Genomic DNA, 15,568 nt, shown 5'->3' on the forward strand with positions numbered 1-15,568 from the left:
ATCCACACTGACCCCGACGCCCACCCCGACAAGCGGTGCGACCTGCTCGGTGCAATACGTGGTCACCAACCAGTGGACCGGCGGCTTTGGTGCCAGTGTGACGATCAACAATACCGGGAGCACTCCTATAAGCGGATGGACCCTGGGGTGGACCTTTGCCAATGGACAAACGATCACGCAGCTCTGGAACGCGAGCTACACCCAGTCGGGCAGCTCTGTGTCGGTGACCAATAGCTCCTACAATGGCACAATTGCCCCGGGAGGCAATGCCAACGTTGGCTTTAACGGCTCCTGGAATGGCAGTAATCCAGCACCAGCTTCCTTTACCCTCAACGGGCAGGCGTGTACGACGGTGTAATCGAAAATGTAAGTGCTTAAGCATCCAGAGAATGGGCAATCTCTCTGGATGAAGTTTCAAAGGAGGTGAGGCTTTTCTTTTAATAGATGTACCATCCCTACAGGTGGGCTAGCAGTCTTCACTCAACGAATTGATCGAACAGCAAAGCACGGATTTGCTGCTCGATCAATTCGTTGAGCCAGGTGACTGGTTCAACTACAAGGCAACTGGTTACTATCAGGAATGGTTAGATTTTGACTGGGTAGTTCAGACGGAGGATTTTGATGATGGAGATGATGGCACCAACGAGCAGGAATATGGCCCAGATGATGGCAATGATGCCGAGAACGATTGCTCCGATGGCATCGGTAATGCTTACGAGAAATCCTGGCACAAGACCAAAGAGAAAACTGACAATGATATTGCCCAGGAGAGATGTGAGGATCAGTAAGATGAGCCCTATGTTCTCTATGTTACGCTGCTGTGCCAGGAAGAGACTGATCACTATTCCCAACTTGAGTAGCATGAGAATTCCAAGTACTATCTCCGCTCCACCACGATTAAATGCCCCATATACGATCAGATAGACAATGGTGCCAAAAGGGAGCGCGAGCAGGAGCGAGATCATGAGAATCAGTGCAGCGAGTGCAATAAATATTTGCCGTAGCGCAACACCGATCAGTAGGATCGAGAAGATGAGGGTGGCAATTCCCTGGATTCTACCCAGTAGGCGTGCGGGAATGAGTTGCGCACTTCCCATCAGAACAACGGTAAAAAACAGGATGATATCGATCAGCGCCAGGTTCGGTGTGCTCTGTCCAACTGGACGCTCTTGCTTGCTCACTTGATCCACTACACGTTGCTGGTCACTGGTCAGCGTTGCTGTTGCCGTACTGACTTGCGCTGGCACATGGAAATTTTGTAGGGGAACTGGATTACCACGCAACACCCCTGGCAGCGCTGTCCCCGTCTCAATAAAGATCAGCACTACCACTAACACAATAGCTAAAATCAAGAATGGAGTACGTAAGCGATCCATAAATTCCTACTCATCTGAATATCAGGAAATATCACACGATCTATTGATCAGTATAACTGAAGATTCTTTGTCCGGTCAAGCATGTGAAGATTCTTTGAACTGCACAATTAAAATAACATGTAATCAACTCTATACTTCTCTATAGCAGATTTTTTGATAAAATTCATCTACGAAAATTTAGCCAGTCAATCGTTCTTAATTATATCTATACAACAAAAGGAGATAGAAGATAGCTTTCTGATAATAGTGATCAGAATTGGTATGGGGTTGTCGTAGATCAGGATACCTCTATCTAGACCGAGATACCTTGATTCTTAATAATGAGAGGATATATCGTGATTGATCAAGCAGATAAAGCTCTACGTGATTGGGTGAAGAGTGTGATCTCTGAAGTTGATGTTCTGCTCGGCCCACCTCACCAGCTAATTGGCAAACAAGGAGTAAGCTTGTATCTTTTCGCGTTGGTTCCTCCCTCTACAGCCTGGATGAATCGGGCATCCGCGACACAGATTGCACTCCGCTATCTGGTAACAACCTGGGCCGATGAGGAAGAGGAGGCCCACCGGCTCCTGGGTCATTTGATCATGGCACTGCTGGGGAAGCACGAATACGAACTTGAGTTGACCGATCTGCCAGCTTCTCTCTGGACTGCTTTTGGGCTAGTTCCGCGACCTGCTTTTATGCTCCGTGTACCACTCTACTTTGAACATTCTGCCCCAACACCTCCACTGGTACGGGGACCGTTAGTCGTTCGTGGTGCTCCAGCCGTTAGTCTTCATGGCACGGTCCTGGGCCCTGGCAAAGTCCCCGTTGCCGGAGCCCGGGTGGAACTACCTGCTCTCCAACTTATAGCTCATACGAACACACGAGGACGGTTTCACTTCTCTACTGTGCCGAGCGAGCCTCGTGGCATCCAGCTCCTGGTGAAGGCACGAGGATGTACACAAACCGCACTTATAGAAGAGCCTATTTCAGATAATAATCCGCTTGAGATATGTTTCGATTCATTTGATGCGAGGTAGAAAGTATGGCGACCTATTCGACACCCGATATCTATATTGAAGAAGTTGCGGGTGGTGCGCGACCGATTCAGGCAGTTGGCACCAGTACTGCTGGCTTCGTCGGCGAAGCATCAGATCCAACAAGGCTTGTGAATGAAGCAGTGGCGATCAATAACTGGTCTCAATTTGTGCGCTTCTTCGTTCCAGAAGGAAGTAAAAGCACGCCACTCTCACAGGCGGTCTATGGTTTCTTCCAAAATGGCGGCAGCCGCTGTTTCGTGGTCAATGTTGGCAAAGGTGGGGCAATTGCAGGAGGTGGACGGACTCGCGCTGGCCTGGATGTGCTGGAACAGGTTGATGAAATTGCCATCGTTGCTGCCCCAGGCTACAGTGATGCGGCATCTTACGAAGCACTCCTCACACACTGCGAAAAGCTGCGCGACCGGGTGGCGCTATTGGATACACCCCATAATGTTACAAATATTTCCCTGTTGACACAGGTTGCTACAGTGACCGCAACCTCCTCAATAAAAACAAGCGACAAAACGGATAACACAAAGGAAGCCGATAGCTCTGCTCCTGCTGGCTTACGTCCGCGTCAATCGGATAGCGGCTTCGGGGCACTCTACTTCCCATGGATTACGGTACGCGATCCGCTCTCACTCAATGATCTTGTAGATGTTCCACCTTCTGGTCATCTTGCTGGCATCTGGGCTCGCACGGATGCTACGCGAGGTGTACATAAAGCACCTGCCAATGAAGCAGTACGAGGGGCACTCAATCTTACCTATCAGCTTACACGCGACGAGCAAGGAATACTTAATCAAAGTGGTGTCAACTGTATCCGCTCGTTCGCTCGTGAGGGAATTCGTGTCTGGGGTGCCCGCACCATTAGTGATGGGAGTAGCGAGTGGCGCTACCTGAACGTGCGCCGCCTGTTCAATATGATCGAGGAATCAATTGCTACAAGCACACGCTGGATTGTCTTTGAGCCCAATGATCGCACTTTGTGGAAATCGATCCGCCGTGACATCTCTGCTTTCTTGACTCGCCTCTGGCGCGACGGAGCCTTGATGGGTCGCACTCCACAGGAGGCATTCTTTGTAAAGTGCGATGAGGAAACCAATCCATCAGAGGTGATTGACGCGGGCTCGGTCGTCACACTTATCGGGATTGCCCCAGTCAAACCTGCAGAGTTCATCGTGTTTCGTATCAGTCAGTATGAAAGCGGCATTGAAACAGAGGCAGTAGGAGGTTCCAATGGCTGATGCTGGTAGCGCAGCCCCTGACGCTGGACAATCCGGCTCACAACCTAGCGTATTCAATGATCCATATCGCGCCTACAATTTTAAGCTGGTGATTCAGGGCGTCACGGAGGGCCACTTCACAGCATGTAGTGGACTGGGGATCAAAGTTCAGGTGATCAAATATCGTGAGGGTGGAACAAGTCAGGTCGTGCATTGCATTCCTGGCCCCGTAGAATATGCGGATGTCACTCTACGCTATGGGCTGACCGCTTCGCATGAAATCTGGGATTGGCTGCTGGCCTCCGTCTCAGGAAGGGTTGAGCGCAAAAATGTCTCGATTCTGATTCTCGATAGCGATGGCGTAAGCGAAGTGATGCGCTGGGATCTCATCAATGCCTGGCCTTCCGAGTGGCATGGTGCTCCTCTGGATGCACTGAACCGCGAGGTCGCCATCGAAACGCTGATATTAGTTTACGAAACACTCCAGCGGGCTTAATAATGAAAAAGCAAAGTTTCAAGTTTTTTATCTTGCGTGCGTTTGTACATCAACTCCAGGATCTGGAGGATTTTGTGCGCTCTCAAATAGATGAGAATGAGTACATTACACATGAGCATCCGGAATCCTCAGGGCTAGCTGCAATAAGTGATACAAATGACGCTCATCTAAGGACGCCCTTACCTCCCGTAGCCGCTACTGCACCTGAAGGTGCAGCAGTGAGCCAGAATGCTGATATTGCGTCAACATCCTGGCTCACTACTACTCAGCCTCCCGCTCACTGGCTGAAGCGCGTGCTGCAAGGTGCTCCAGAACTGGTGGAACCGGGCGATACTCCTCGACAACAAGTAGTATCCAACTCTCGTCCGTCGTCAGCCCAACCTGTAGCTACGCAACCCTCTGGCAATACATATAAGGCACCAGCCCAATTGAGTAAGTCCCACAACCAGCGTGACCGGGCAAACGGCGTCGAGAGTTTCAAGCCAGTCAACAAGCAAACCGGCAGCCCGATTGACAATCAGTGGATACACACAGATAGACCCATGGACATCCATTTGCAGCCGGGTAAGCCTATAGAAGCAAGCCATCGTCCAGAGAACGTTGAACACCAGGGATCAGAAAATCAAAGAGAGGCAAGCCATCAGTTTTCAGCAAAAAAAAGAGAGCATGGATACGAATTTGGCTTATCTTCGACACAGCGGTTCCCCAGCGCGTTACCTCGAAAATCTCTGGGAACGTATCCCGAGATGCACTGGCCGTCACTTCCCGATGAAGAGATAGCTGAGCAACAGGATTGGGAGATGATGCAGCGGACCTGGGAACGACAGCAACGATTGAATGAAGAACAGCGAGGCATCGCATGGAACGCGTAGCTTTTTTATTAGAGGAGACAAATGAGCGGATTGGCTGCTTGCTGAATCCCGATAGTCTGGTAATGCGTCGCGTGGCAGGCGTATCTCCTCGCCGCTCGTCTGGTGGACCACTGACCGGAGCCGGATTACGAGATGATCCCCTCCTCTACACCGGAGGAGGTCGGACGGAATTGGATCTCAATCTACTCTTCGATGTCTCTCTGGCCGGATCTTCGATTCAGACTGATGATGTACGTGATCTCACTGCGCCTCTCTGGAATCTCGCTGAAAATACCCTTAGTGCCAGCGGTTCCCAGAGACCACCCCTGATCCGTTTTGTCTGGGGCAAATCGTGGAATATTCCCAGTATTGTAGCTGCGGTTGCGGAATATCTGGAACAGTTTACTGCGAACGGGGTGCCGCAACGCTCCTGGTTGAGCATGCGACTCTGGCGCGTCAATGAGCCACTGAAGGAGGCAACCTCAGAAAGCCGGCCTTTCCCAACACGCTCACTCCCTCCCAAAGACATGAACATGCCGCCGGAGGACGTGCCAGCGGAGCGGGTCCGGGTCCATATCGTGAGTAAAGGTGAACGCCTCGACAGCATCTCAGCTCAGTACTATCCAAATACGCCTACCGCTGACATGCCATCTCTTTGGCGACTGCTCGCCTCGTTTAATAACATTCAGGACCCGCTTCATATCCCGGCTGGCTTCTTGTTGCGTATTCCACCGCTCTCGGCACCTGGAGGATTAACGATATGAATCACCTGCAATCCTTGCCTGAGGTTTGGCTGGAAGTAGACGGAACTCCACTTGCTAGTGCCGATCTGCCAGCATTGCGCGAGGTTCGCGTCCAACAATGCTTATCACTCCCCACCCTCTGTGAGCTGACCTTTGCTAATCCACCAGAGCCGCTGACCAGGGTGGCTCAGCTCGTGCCAGGAACCAGGTTGAAGGTGCGGGTCACAGAACATCAAGAGCCGTTATTCGTGGGCCAGGTGACTGCCGTCGAACATTACTATGGACCTGCACGCAGTCACGAGATCCGCGTCCGTAGCTATGATCTACTGCACCAGTTACGCAAACGCCAATCGGTACGAGTTCGTGTACAGGTGAATACACGCGATCTGGCACAAGAACTGGTGACCGATCTCGGCCTGACTGTTCAGGCTGCGGAGTCTGGACCATTATGGCCCAGGCTGATCCAGCATCGTCAATCGGATCTCGAACTCCTCCAGGAAATCGCTGCACGTTGCGGCTTGTACCTGACGGTTCGAAGGAACGTCTTGCACTTGTTAACGCTGCAAGGTATTGGTGAGCCACTGCCACTTGCACTCGGAGAGACGCTACTGGAAGCTCGTGTCGAACTGAATACAGATACGATATGTCACTCGGTCGCGGCGACCGGCTGGGATACCTCGCGTGTCGAGACGCATGCGGGCCAGATTTCACAGGCCCGTGTCGGATACACACAAACAGCCAGAATTACGCCAGCTAGCGTTGGAACTGACGGCAAGCATATGCTCGTCAATGAAGGGGTGTTGAGCGATGACCACGCGACAAGCCTTGCTCAGGCGGAACTGGATCGGCGTGTAGCACGTGAGGTGACAATCTGGGGCATGGCGGAAGGCGATCCCCGCTTGCGCCCGGGTACAACAGTAGTAATCACAGGAGTAGACGATGCACTGGCAGAACGCTATGTGCTTGCGACGGTAATCCATACTATTGATGCTCGCCATGGCTTCATTTCTGAGCTTTCCAGCACTCCGCCCACACCAGTAGCGCGAGCACGTGGGAGTATCGCGACACCAGGAGTGGTAACGCAGATAGATGATCCAGAGAAGCTAGGGCGCGTTCGTGTCTCGCTCTCAACTTATGACAATATTGAGACTGATTGGATGGGCGTGCTCAGCGCGGGTGCAGGCGTTGGCAAGGGCTTGATGGTCCTACCCGATATTGGCGACCATGTGCTGGTTCTCTTAGCACACGAAGATCCTGCTCAGGGCATCGTCCTCGGCGGTCTCTATGGTGCGAAACAGCCACCCGATGCGGGCATTGACGGCGGTGCCGTGCGTCGCTATACCTTGCTTACTCCCGGCGGACAACGCATTCGCCTGGATGATGGACAGCACACCATCCGCCTGGAGAATAGCATCGGCAGTTTTTATGAACTTTCCCCCGAGAAGGTGCTTGTGCATGCCACCACTGATCTAGAGATTGAAGCACCTGGACAAAGAGTGGTCATTCGGGGGAAAAATATCGATTTTGAGAGGGGATAGACAGAATGAAGTGGCTTACTGAGGCTGCTGTTATTCTTTGCCAGCATGAAATAGGCGTGGTTAAGCTCACTCCTGTTCAACAGGATCTGGTGACGATTGGGCACGTGAAGGTTCTGGTGGAACATGACCCGGAACTGAAGCCGATCGCGGGTTGCCCTAATAGTGGTGCAACGATCAAACCGTGCATGTTGACGCAAAAGGTTGAGGTCGGCTATTCAGATTTCCTGCGCATCGATGGTCAGCGTATCTGTTTGGATACCGTGACTGGACTGACCGATGGCACACCTCCAGGTCTGGTTAAATATACAGTGCATGCTCCTGGTCAGGAGCTGGTGACGGAGGTTTCATGAACATACCACGCTATCGCACCTGGAAATTTATCCATCCTGACATGGATGAGGCGGAAGGTCCTGCTGGTCTCGCGCTCTCGCCACAGGGCAGCATTGCTCTGGTCGATGAGCTTGCATCAGTGCGCCAGGCCATCTTGCTCTTGCTTACAACGATGCCTGGTGAGCGCGTGATGCGACCAAACTACGGCTGTCAATTACATCGCTTAATGTTCTCTCCCAACGATCAAACAACGGCTGGCTTAGCCATTCACTATGTACGCCAGGCCCTGAATCTTTGGGAACCGCGCATTGAAGTATTGCGACTGGATGCAGAGTACAATGCTGATGCGCCAGAACAGCTCGTCATTGGCCTCGAATATCGCATTCTGGCTACCCAACAGCTTGATGCCACCACTTTTTCCTTCAATCTTTCAGCAGGAGATCTCTAATGCCACTTGTGTCACCTAATCTGGATGATCGTAATTTCCAGCAGTTGCTGGATGAAGCCAGTAGCCGCATTAAACAATCTTGTCCTGATTGGACCGATTTTTCACCTGCCAATCCAGGTATGACGCTGATTGAGCTTTTCGCGTATCTCACGGAGACAATGATCTATCGTCTGAATCGTGTACCGGAGAAGATGTATATCGAGTTTTTGCGCCTGATCGGTATCCGGCTACAACCTCCGTCGGCTGCTAGTGTAGCTCTGCTCTTCACTCGCGCACGAGCAGAAGAGCAGCCTCTTCAGATTCCTCGCGGAACACGCGTGACGCTGTCTCGTCCTGATAGTGCCAGCGATGCCCTTGTCTTTACGACGGCAGAGGATGCAACGATTACAGGAGGTTCAACACAGGTGGAGGTACGGGCTCAGCATTGCGATCTGGTGGAGGGCGAACTGGCAGGCGTTGGCACTGGTCTGCCAGGTCTCGTTGTCAATGCGCAACGTTCACCGATTGTGGCTTCAACCGGGGATGCTCTGGACCTGGTCGTCGGCGTCGAGGCGAACCCTAACGAATTAGGAGGACGTATTCCGGCTATCGAGTATGCGGGTAAAACGTATCGGGTGTGGCGACAGGTGGAAAACTTTACTGCGACCATTATAGGCGCTGATCAATATGCTTATCTGGTCGATCGCATGTCAGGGATGATAATCTTTGCTCCTACGGCCCGGCTTGAGAAGCAGAATGGGCAATTGACGACGACTCCCGAAGCGCTGGCTGCCATTCCCCCTAAGGGACGCGAGATCCGCCTGTGGTATCGGCGGGGGGGTGGACCGGAGGGGAATGTTGAGGCGAATACGCTTACCAGGCTGAAAGATGCCTTAAATGGTCTTCAGGTCACAAATCCTGCTCCGGCCGTAGGTGGCCGTGCAGCTGAGACGTTAGAAAATGCTCTGATTCGCGGTCCTCAGCAATTGCACTCATTGCAGCGTGCGGTGACTGCCCGCGATTTCGAGCTGGTCGCTCTCTATGATTCACAGGTGGTGGCACGCACGAAGGCGATGACCCAGGCGTCGTTGTGGTCATATGCCCTGCCAGGCACGGTCGAGGTTCTGCTTGTTCCTTTTATACCCGAGGAGATGCGAAGTGGCGGCCAGGTCACAGTAAAAGCTCTCCAGGATCGTCAGACAAATGAAGCACTGCAACACGTTCGACAAACATTGGATGAGCGCCGTCCTCTTGGTACAACCTGCGTGGTCAATTGGGCTCACTACAAAACGGTGCGCGTAGCTGCGAAGATTGCGGTACGACGAGAAGAAGATCTTCTGGCTGTTCGGCAACGCGTTATTGAGCGTTTATATCAGACAATTAATCCACTTCCAACTCAATTTAGCTCAACAGGCTGGCCTTTCAGTCAGGCTTTGCGCGTCTCTCATATCTACGATGTGGCATTAGCGGAACCAGGCGTGCTTTGGGTAGAACAGGTTCGTCTGTTGGTGGATGAGGTCCCCAATAACAATGTTTCTGTGATTACTGCTGATGCGACTCAGCGGCGTACCTGGTATGCTGGCAGCGGCAGCACACTGTTCCGCTCGTTTAATGATGGCGATGGTTGGGAGCTGGCAGCCCGTTTTACCGATGAGGAGATTACGGACGTAAAATCCCATCCTGACCGCGCTGGCTTTGTGGTCATCGCTACACGTTTACCCAACAATGCAGGATCACGGGTCTATGTTTCCCGCAATTGCGCTGAGACCTGGGACGCTACCATCTACTCATTATCATTTCAGGTACAGGATCTGGCCTGGCTCCTCCACGGAGGCGAACCTCTTCTTCTGCTGGCTACCAATGTTGGACTCTATGAACTCACGATACAATCCGGAAGTAGTCCGGTGCCGGTGCTGGTTGATAAAACCAACCAGACGCTCGGTTTTTACGCTGTGGTCGCCGGTTCAGATGTTCGAGGTAATGTCAATGTAGCAGTCGCAGCTCAGAACAATGGGGGGATCTACTTTTCTAATACAGGAGGCTCAACCAACACATATCGACAGATCGGATTAAGCGGTCAGGCGGTCCGCGAGTTGGTGATGGAGAACGATGGCCCCCGTTCGTTTCTATGGGCGGGTACGGCATCTGCTGGTGGGGATGATCCCGGTAAAGGCTGCTTTACCTGGGAAATACTTGGCTCGGAAAATCCACAAGAAGGATGGCAAGGATTCGGGAAAAACTGGACCGGGGGGACCTGCCATGCGATTACTTTTGTTGGGAATCAAGCTCTGGCTGCCTCTCATCGCTCTGGCGTGCTTCGTCTCGATCTCCATAATCGCGATGCTGCCTGGCAGGCCCCCACTGTTGGTAGTGGCCTCCCGATGCGGGATCAAGGTCGCTTCCTCCCTGTCCTGGCTCTGGCCACTGATCCAGATGCACGCTTGCTTCTTGTTGGCGGAGGCAACGGGGTTTTGCGGAGAATGGATGCCGGGGAAAAATATGTTTCGTTGTCTGAAAAAGAACTCGATAAAGTGACACTGCCTCCGACCTGGTTGTTTGTCTCTGGCGCACATGATATCACTGTGGAGAGCGAAGATGAAGCGAACCGAAATTGAACAACTCCTTCCTGGTGTCTTTCAGCGCACAATGCAAGAAGGCACGCTGCTATTCGCCCTTCTGGAGGTCATGGAAGCACTACCTGCGCCAGACGAAGCTATCTTAGATCATCTCGATATGTACTTTAACCCTTATCGTACACCCGATGCGTTCGTGCCGTTCCTGGCAATCTGGCTCGATCTCGACCGACTCTTATTGGAGATTCCTGAGGAATTTAAAGATCAAGCTCCTCCGCCCCTTCCAAGTGGCATGGGACGACTGCGCGAGCTAGTCGCGGCCGCTCCATTCCTGACACAATGGCGTGGGACAGCAAAAGGACTGCTGCGCTTCCTGGAAACGGCCACCGGCATACAGGGCTTTACTCTGGATGAACATGCACCAGGACCTGATAGCCGTCCGCACCCGTTTCATCTTCTTGTTCGTATACCATCGGCTGCAAGCGTCTACCGCGTGTTGATTGAACGCATCATTGAATCAGAGAAACCTGCCTATGTCACCTACGAACTCCAGGTACAGAGGGAACAAGGTACAACTGCTTCTTCTTAGAAAGGAGGCCATCCCTTTATGCGCAACAAAAAAATTCTTATTTTTATCTTATGTCTTCTTGTCCTACTGTTCATCATTAGTATCACCATCGGAACCACACACTCAGATGATCAAACCTTTCAGGAACCTGATTGGCTCAGTAGTCTCGGCAATCTTATGGCAAAACCCCAACCATTACAGCTAGCCGATCTTAAACCGAGCACTGCGAGTTGCCTCCAGCAAGGGAAGCTCGTCGTGCCTGCTGGTACAACATGTATCTTTGCAATCCAGCAATCATCTTTCACTCAACGCGTCATCTCATTGCGTCTCATCCAGGGCACATCTGCCAGACTCATACTCACAAACCAGGAAGGAATACCTCCAATGCAGCAAACCCTTCCCGACACGGGTGCACAGACGAATACCGACCTGAATATCTATCCAGGCAAGGAATATGGTCAGCTCAGTATCCAATGCCTCAATCCAGAAGGAGCATCCGCATGCCTACTGGCACCAAAATAACGCTTCGGACAAGAGAAGAAATAAGCCCCTGCGACCAGGATATTTTTTCCTTATCGATACCTTCAAACAATTCTGTGAACCAGAGATAAGCCGAAGAGAAGAGGACTAATTATGTCGAGTCTATTTGCCATCACAACTGCAACCAACACAGTCCTTCTGGACAATAATCAGCAAGGGCAAACTTCCTTCATCGTTTCCAATACCACAGCACAGACCATTCATAGCCGTGTCCATATCGTAGCCCAACCTGAAGCCTGTATATCCTGGCTGACCTTACAAGGAGAAGCCGAACGCGATATTTCAGCTTCGGGTAGCCAGCAATATACCATCCATATCGCGGTCCCGACAAACTCCCCGGCAGGCGATTATACCTTTCGCTTAAATGCAGCAGACCAGGCTAACCCCGATGATAATTTTAGCGAAGGCCCAACCGTCAAGTTCACGGTGACTGTACCTGACCCCGTCAAAAAAGCCTTTCCCTGGTGGATTGTAGCTGTTGCCGTGGCTGCATTAGTGGTAATCACAGGCATCTCCTTCAGCATTTATAAAATCACCTATAAAGCCCCAACACCTCCCCCAACTCCTGTACTACCTACGCCTACTTCGACGCCGACTCCTTTTGTCGCTACTGTAGGAAACTGGCAGGGCCAATTCGCTTACAGTGGAGGTGGGTCATTTCGGGGCGTATTGAGTCTGAATTCACAGCCAAACAGCGCTGTTGAAGGCTCTCTCACTGAACTCGATTATAATAGCGTTGTCAGCGTGTCTGGGAGCGAAGGACCTCTGAACCACTTTAACATCATCAAACAGAATCGCCTGCAAGCTCTCATCAATGCTTATGGCAAGGGCAGTGGGACGTTCCTGTCATTCACTGATCCTAAAGCCTTACAGGGCAATCAGGTTCTATTGAACTGTACATACGATGCCGTCATTTTTCCCGATGGGAGCCTGCACGGCATCTGGTACACCCGCGGTGCTACTCAGCCCAGCGGCACCTTTCTCTTGATCAAAGCATAATTTTGTATTGTGTAATGGTAAATGTCCAGGGAGAGATGATCTATTCGGCCCGCCGGAGAAATTTACAACGCTAAGCCCTCAACAAGCCCAGAAGTGAGAGATCTCCCCAACGCTAAGCTTCTTTAGAACAGTGGAGGTGTGGTCCGCAAGGGGCGCAGTTGCCCTTTCCGCTTTTGGGGAGCCAGTAAGTCCAAATGATGCGAGCCATGTACGTTGATATGGACCGAAGTGATTGGCGACAGATGTTCCAGGTCACTATCCTGGGCTGGATACCCGGTGGCTCGCAGGTGATCGAGCGCCGCCTGCATGTAGCGGGTATTCCAGGCGGCAATAATATTGAGCAGGAGACTCAGGCAGGTTGCGCAGTTGAGTTGACTGGCAAAATCGCGATCGGTGAGCACTCCGCGTTGCCCATAGGCGATATCGCGGGCCAGGCTCATGAGTTCCGTAAACTCCGCAGTATCGACCAGCATTTCCGTGATGGGCAACTCTGTCTCGTGATGCAGCATGGCGCGCCAGATGTGATCCAACTTTCGCTCCAAACCCTATCTCTTCAACAAATCTAAAGCATCCTCGAAGCTGATCTCACCTTCAGAAAGCTGCTCAAGGACGTTCACACGCGCAGAATCGTCCTCATCCTCAGGTGGATACTCCAGGGCGGCGACGATTTCATCGAGATGATTGCGCGCGGTATTATACGCAACATTCAATTCTGCGGCCAGGCGCTGGATATTCCCGCGATGCTTGACAAGCAGCCCCACGAATGTGAGTTGTTGCGGAGTCAGGCGCCCCATCCAATCAAGGCTAAACTTTCCTTCGATCACAATCCCACTTCGTCGGCCTTCCAGACGTGTCACAATCAACTCGTCGCCATTTACCGGATCTTGCGTGATTAGTGGATTAAGCGCATCCATCTGCCTTCCCTTTCGAGATTTGAGAATGAAAACAATATCTTTTCAGTGAAGTTGCTATGGCAACTCATCATTCGCCTTCTTTATTCAAGTACGATGCGGCGAAGAGAGGATCTATTCCATGATTCTTCAAGTGGATGATTTTCTTCACCGTCAGATCGCTTAATCCCGTTTCGAGCAAGCCTCTCATATACGCTGCATCTATTCCATAGTTGTACAAGGAGATGATCTGATCCACTGACAGATCGCCAAAGCCTGTTTCGAGCAAATCCCTGACATACTCGGCGCTCACCCCATGGTTGTACAAGTGGATGATTTGTTTCATCGTCAGATTATCCAATCCAGTCTCTAGCAGCGCCCTCACGTAGTCCGCATCTATCCCATAGTTGTACAAGGAGATGATTTTCTTCACCGTCAGATCGCCTAATCCTGCTTCTCGCAAGGCTTTGACATAGTTTGCGCCTATTCCATACATCTTCAAAGCGCCTATTTCCTCCGCTGTAAGATGCGTCAACCCCGTCTCTCGCAATGCTCTGGCGTAGCTTGCGCCTGCTCCATACATCTTATCTGGTTTGTCCCACTTTAGCCCTGCTGCTCTCAGGCCCCTATCAAGAGTCTTTCCGTAACCTCTGATCCTCCCCATGGCCTCCTGATTGTATTCGCCTGCTCGTTGTCCCTCCTCTGGTCGCTGCTCCGCGTCCGTCACGCTTTTCTCGGCAAGTATATCCATCAACTCGCCAGCCTGCTCAACGGAAAGCTTCCCGGCGGCTACCATCTCAAGTATCTTGATGCGTTCCTCTTTGGTCATCTGCCTTTCTCCTTATTGAGAACTGTCAAGATTATTTCGCCATAGTGATTAGCACTCTCTGCCAATCACTATGGCAATAATACCTTTTAATTTGGTCATATGTCAAGCTATTACAAATTAATATGGCAAATTTTACTATGAATTTGGTCTTTAATGCCAAAACGCTTGACAAGTTTCCCTCTGATCAGTAATATGTCACTTATTAGTTAGCAAATATTGCTAAAAGTGATGGCAAGAAAGTTACAGGTAGCAAAAGAACGGCGAAAGGTCGGGCGGGGTACACCTGATCCCGGCAGAACACAAGAAAAACTAGCCATAACCGATAGGTATGAGTTCTTCAAGGCATGGCGGCTGATGTCTCGGAGGCGACTGCTCTATCAGAAGGAGAATATTGTGCAAAATATCGCGATTCAGGTCAAAGATCTACAAAAATCCTACAAGAAGCTCAACGTCTTAAAAGGCGTGAATTTCACCGTGGAGCAGGGCAGCATTTTTGCCCTGCTTGGCTCCAACGGCGCGGGCAAGACCACGCTTATCAACATTCTCACCACGCTGCTCAAACAGGACAGCGGAACCGCCATCGTCAACGGCTTTGATGTGGCATCCAAGCCCGACCATGTGCGGCAGTCGCTCAGTCTGACCGGACAATCTGCTGCTGTGGATGAGATATTGACCGGGCGAGAAAATCTCATCATGATCGCCAGGCTCCGCCACCTCAACCAGCCACGCCAGGTGGCCGATGAATTGCTGACCCGCTTCGGGTTAACCGATGCCGCCACTCGCCGTGTGTCAACCTATTCAGGCGGGATGCGCCGCAGGCTTGATCTGGCCATGAGCCTGGTGGGAACACCGCCGATCCTGTTCCTTGACGAGCCGACCACCGGGCTTGACCCCGAGGGACGCATCGAGGTGTGGAAAGTGATGAAAGAGCTTGCTGATGGGGGCAGAACCGTCTTCTTGACCACGCAGTACCTGGACGAGGCGGAACAGCTGGCGGATCACATTGCCATTCTCCATGAGGGCAGGATTCTTGCCAGCGGCACGCTCACAGAACTCAAAAAGCTGTTTCCCCCTGCGAAGACGGAGTATGTGGAAAAACAACCGACCTTGGAGGAGATCTTTCTGGCCATCATTGGCAAAAAGGAGGTATTACAGTAAAT

18 protein-coding genes are annotated in these 15,568 nt (G+C 51.6%); 14 read left to right on the forward strand and 4 right to left on the reverse strand.

The genetic code is table 11. The features are described from left to right. The coding region (locus tag F1593_RS16615; protein ID WP_172632181.1) for a cellulose binding domain-containing protein at nt 1-358 on the forward strand (358 nt) is incomplete at its 5' end. A gap of 226 nt (nt 359-584) precedes the next feature. Here F1593_RS16615 and F1593_RS16620 read toward each other — a convergent pair. Next, nucleotides 585-1,376, reverse strand: coding sequence for a hypothetical protein (locus tag F1593_RS16620; protein WP_149402688.1), 792 nt, complete (start codon nt 1,374-1,376; stop codon nt 585-587). Between the two features lie 335 nt (nt 1,377-1,711). Between F1593_RS16620 and F1593_RS16625 the strand changes: the two genes are divergently transcribed. The 12 genes from F1593_RS16625 (at nt 1,712) to F1593_RS16680 (ending at nt 12,689) form a co-directional block, all read left to right on the forward strand. Further along, nucleotides 1,712-2,398, forward strand: coding sequence for a Pvc16 family protein (locus F1593_RS16625; RefSeq protein ID WP_149402689.1), 687 nt, complete (start codon nt 1,712-1,714; stop codon nt 2,396-2,398). A 5-nt stretch (nt 2,399-2,403) separates the two neighbouring features. Beyond that, nucleotides 2,404-3,645, forward strand: a complete 1,242-nt coding sequence (locus F1593_RS16630; RefSeq protein WP_149402690.1) for a phage tail sheath family protein — start codon at nt 2,404-2,406, stop codon at nt 3,643-3,645. Continuing rightward, nucleotides 3,638-4,120: a phage tail protein gene (locus tag F1593_RS16635; protein WP_149402691.1), complete on the forward strand. Its 483-nt coding sequence runs from the start codon at nt 3,638-3,640 to the stop codon at nt 4,118-4,120. The genes F1593_RS16630 and F1593_RS16635 overlap by 8 nt, the downstream gene beginning before the upstream one ends. A 218-nt stretch (nt 4,121-4,338) precedes the next feature. Then, a complete protein-coding gene (locus tag F1593_RS16640; protein WP_216368887.1) occupies nt 4,339-4,992 on the forward strand; it encodes a hypothetical protein in 654 nt (217 codons plus the stop codon). Further along, complete coding sequence (locus F1593_RS16645; protein ID WP_149402693.1) at nt 4,980-5,735, forward strand: CIS tube protein; 756 nt, start codon at nt 4,980-4,982, stop codon at nt 5,733-5,735. Before F1593_RS16640 ends, F1593_RS16645 begins: the two co-directional genes overlap by 13 nt. After that, a complete protein-coding gene (locus F1593_RS16650) occupies nt 5,732-7,252 on the forward strand; it encodes a phage baseplate assembly protein V (protein ID WP_149402694.1) in 1,521 nt (506 codons plus the stop codon). The genes F1593_RS16645 and F1593_RS16650 overlap by 4 nt, the downstream gene beginning before the upstream one ends. Nucleotides 7,253-7,257: 5 nt before the next feature. After that, nucleotides 7,258-7,602 (forward strand): hypothetical protein, encoded by a 345-nt coding sequence (locus F1593_RS16655; RefSeq protein ID WP_149402695.1) that lies wholly within the window; start codon nt 7,258-7,260, stop codon nt 7,600-7,602. Further along, the gene (locus tag F1593_RS16660; RefSeq protein WP_149402696.1) at nt 7,599-8,030 is read left to right on the forward strand and encodes a GPW/gp25 family protein; all 432 of its coding nucleotides are present in this window, start codon (nt 7,599-7,601) and stop codon (nt 8,028-8,030) included. The genes F1593_RS16655 and F1593_RS16660 overlap by 4 nt, the downstream gene beginning before the upstream one ends. Further along, complete coding sequence (locus F1593_RS16665; RefSeq protein WP_149402697.1) at nt 8,030-10,624, forward strand: baseplate J/gp47 family protein; 2,595 nt, start codon at nt 8,030-8,032, stop codon at nt 10,622-10,624. The genes F1593_RS16660 and F1593_RS16665 overlap by 1 nt, the downstream gene beginning before the upstream one ends. Continuing rightward, nucleotides 10,605-11,171 (forward strand): phage tail protein, encoded by a 567-nt coding sequence (locus F1593_RS16670; protein ID WP_149402698.1) that lies wholly within the window; start codon nt 10,605-10,607, stop codon nt 11,169-11,171. The genes F1593_RS16665 and F1593_RS16670 overlap by 20 nt, the downstream gene beginning before the upstream one ends. Nucleotides 11,172-11,189: 18 nt before the next feature. Beyond that, nucleotides 11,190-11,672, forward strand: a complete 483-nt coding sequence (locus F1593_RS16675; protein ID WP_149402699.1) for a hypothetical protein — start codon at nt 11,190-11,192, stop codon at nt 11,670-11,672. A 111-nt stretch (nt 11,673-11,783) separates the two neighbouring features. Then, a complete protein-coding gene (locus tag F1593_RS16680) occupies nt 11,784-12,689 on the forward strand; it encodes a hypothetical protein (RefSeq protein WP_149402700.1) in 906 nt (301 codons plus the stop codon). Nucleotides 12,690-12,811: 122 nt separating this feature from the next. Here F1593_RS16680 and F1593_RS16685 read toward each other — a convergent pair whose 3' ends face one another. From F1593_RS16685 to F1593_RS16695, 3 genes are all read right to left on the reverse strand, one after another. Beyond that, entirely contained in the window at nt 12,812-13,231 is a 420-nt protein-coding gene (locus F1593_RS16685) for a Tn3 family transposase (protein ID WP_149402701.1), read from the reverse strand. A gap of 3 nt (nt 13,232-13,234) precedes the next feature. Next, nucleotides 13,235-13,603 (reverse strand): DUF2089 domain-containing protein, encoded by a 369-nt coding sequence (locus tag F1593_RS16690; protein WP_149402702.1) that lies wholly within the window; start codon nt 13,601-13,603, stop codon nt 13,235-13,237. A 67-nt stretch (nt 13,604-13,670) separates the two neighbouring features. Continuing rightward, complete coding sequence (locus tag F1593_RS16695) at nt 13,671-14,408, reverse strand: SHOCT-like domain-containing protein (protein ID WP_149402703.1); 738 nt, start codon at nt 14,406-14,408, stop codon at nt 13,671-13,673. A gap of 393 nt (nt 14,409-14,801) precedes the next feature. Between F1593_RS16695 and F1593_RS16700 the strand changes: the two genes are divergently transcribed. Then, complete coding sequence (locus F1593_RS16700; protein ID WP_216368888.1) at nt 14,802-15,566, forward strand: ABC transporter ATP-binding protein; 765 nt, start codon at nt 14,802-14,804, stop codon at nt 15,564-15,566. The last annotated feature ends 2 nt before the right edge of the window (nt 15,567-15,568 follow it).

This window comes from Dictyobacter arantiisoli (genome assembly GCF_008326305.1).
In the GTDB taxonomy this organism is placed as follows: Bacteria; Chloroflexota; Ktedonobacteria; order Ktedonobacterales; family Ktedonobacteraceae; genus Dictyobacter; species Dictyobacter arantiisoli.

Excerpts from the sequence above, each read along its gene's own strand:
- F1593_RS16620 (WP_149402688.1), bottom strand. The coding sequence starts at position 1,376 with ATGGATCGCTTACGTACTCCATTCTTGATTTTAGCTATTGTGTTAGTG.
- F1593_RS16630 (WP_149402690.1), top strand. The coding sequence starts at position 2,404 with ATGGCGACCTATTCGACACCCGATATCTATATTGAAGAAGTTGCGGGT.
- F1593_RS16635 (WP_149402691.1), top strand. The coding sequence starts at position 3,638 with ATGGCTGATGCTGGTAGCGCAGCCCCTGACGCTGGACAATCCGGCTCA.
- F1593_RS16645 (WP_149402693.1), top strand. The coding sequence starts at position 4,980 with ATGGAACGCGTAGCTTTTTTATTAGAGGAGACAAATGAGCGGATTGGC.
- F1593_RS16650 (WP_149402694.1), top strand. The coding sequence starts at position 5,732 with ATGAATCACCTGCAATCCTTGCCTGAGGTTTGGCTGGAAGTAGACGGA.
- F1593_RS16655 (WP_149402695.1), top strand. The coding sequence starts at position 7,258 with ATGAAGTGGCTTACTGAGGCTGCTGTTATTCTTTGCCAGCATGAAATA.
- F1593_RS16660 (WP_149402696.1), top strand. The coding sequence starts at position 7,599 with ATGAACATACCACGCTATCGCACCTGGAAATTTATCCATCCTGACATG.
- F1593_RS16665 (WP_149402697.1), top strand. The coding sequence starts at position 8,030 with ATGCCACTTGTGTCACCTAATCTGGATGATCGTAATTTCCAGCAGTTG.
- F1593_RS16670 (WP_149402698.1), top strand. The coding sequence starts at position 10,605 with ATGAAGCGAACCGAAATTGAACAACTCCTTCCTGGTGTCTTTCAGCGC.
- F1593_RS16675 (WP_149402699.1), top strand. The coding sequence starts at position 11,190 with ATGCGCAACAAAAAAATTCTTATTTTTATCTTATGTCTTCTTGTCCTA.
- F1593_RS16680 (WP_149402700.1), top strand. The coding sequence starts at position 11,784 with ATGTCGAGTCTATTTGCCATCACAACTGCAACCAACACAGTCCTTCTG.
- F1593_RS16690 (WP_149402702.1), bottom strand. The coding sequence starts at position 13,603 with ATGGATGCGCTTAATCCACTAATCACGCAAGATCCGGTAAATGGCGAC.
- F1593_RS16695 (WP_149402703.1), bottom strand. The coding sequence starts at position 14,408 with ATGACCAAAGAGGAACGCATCAAGATACTTGAGATGGTAGCCGCCGGG.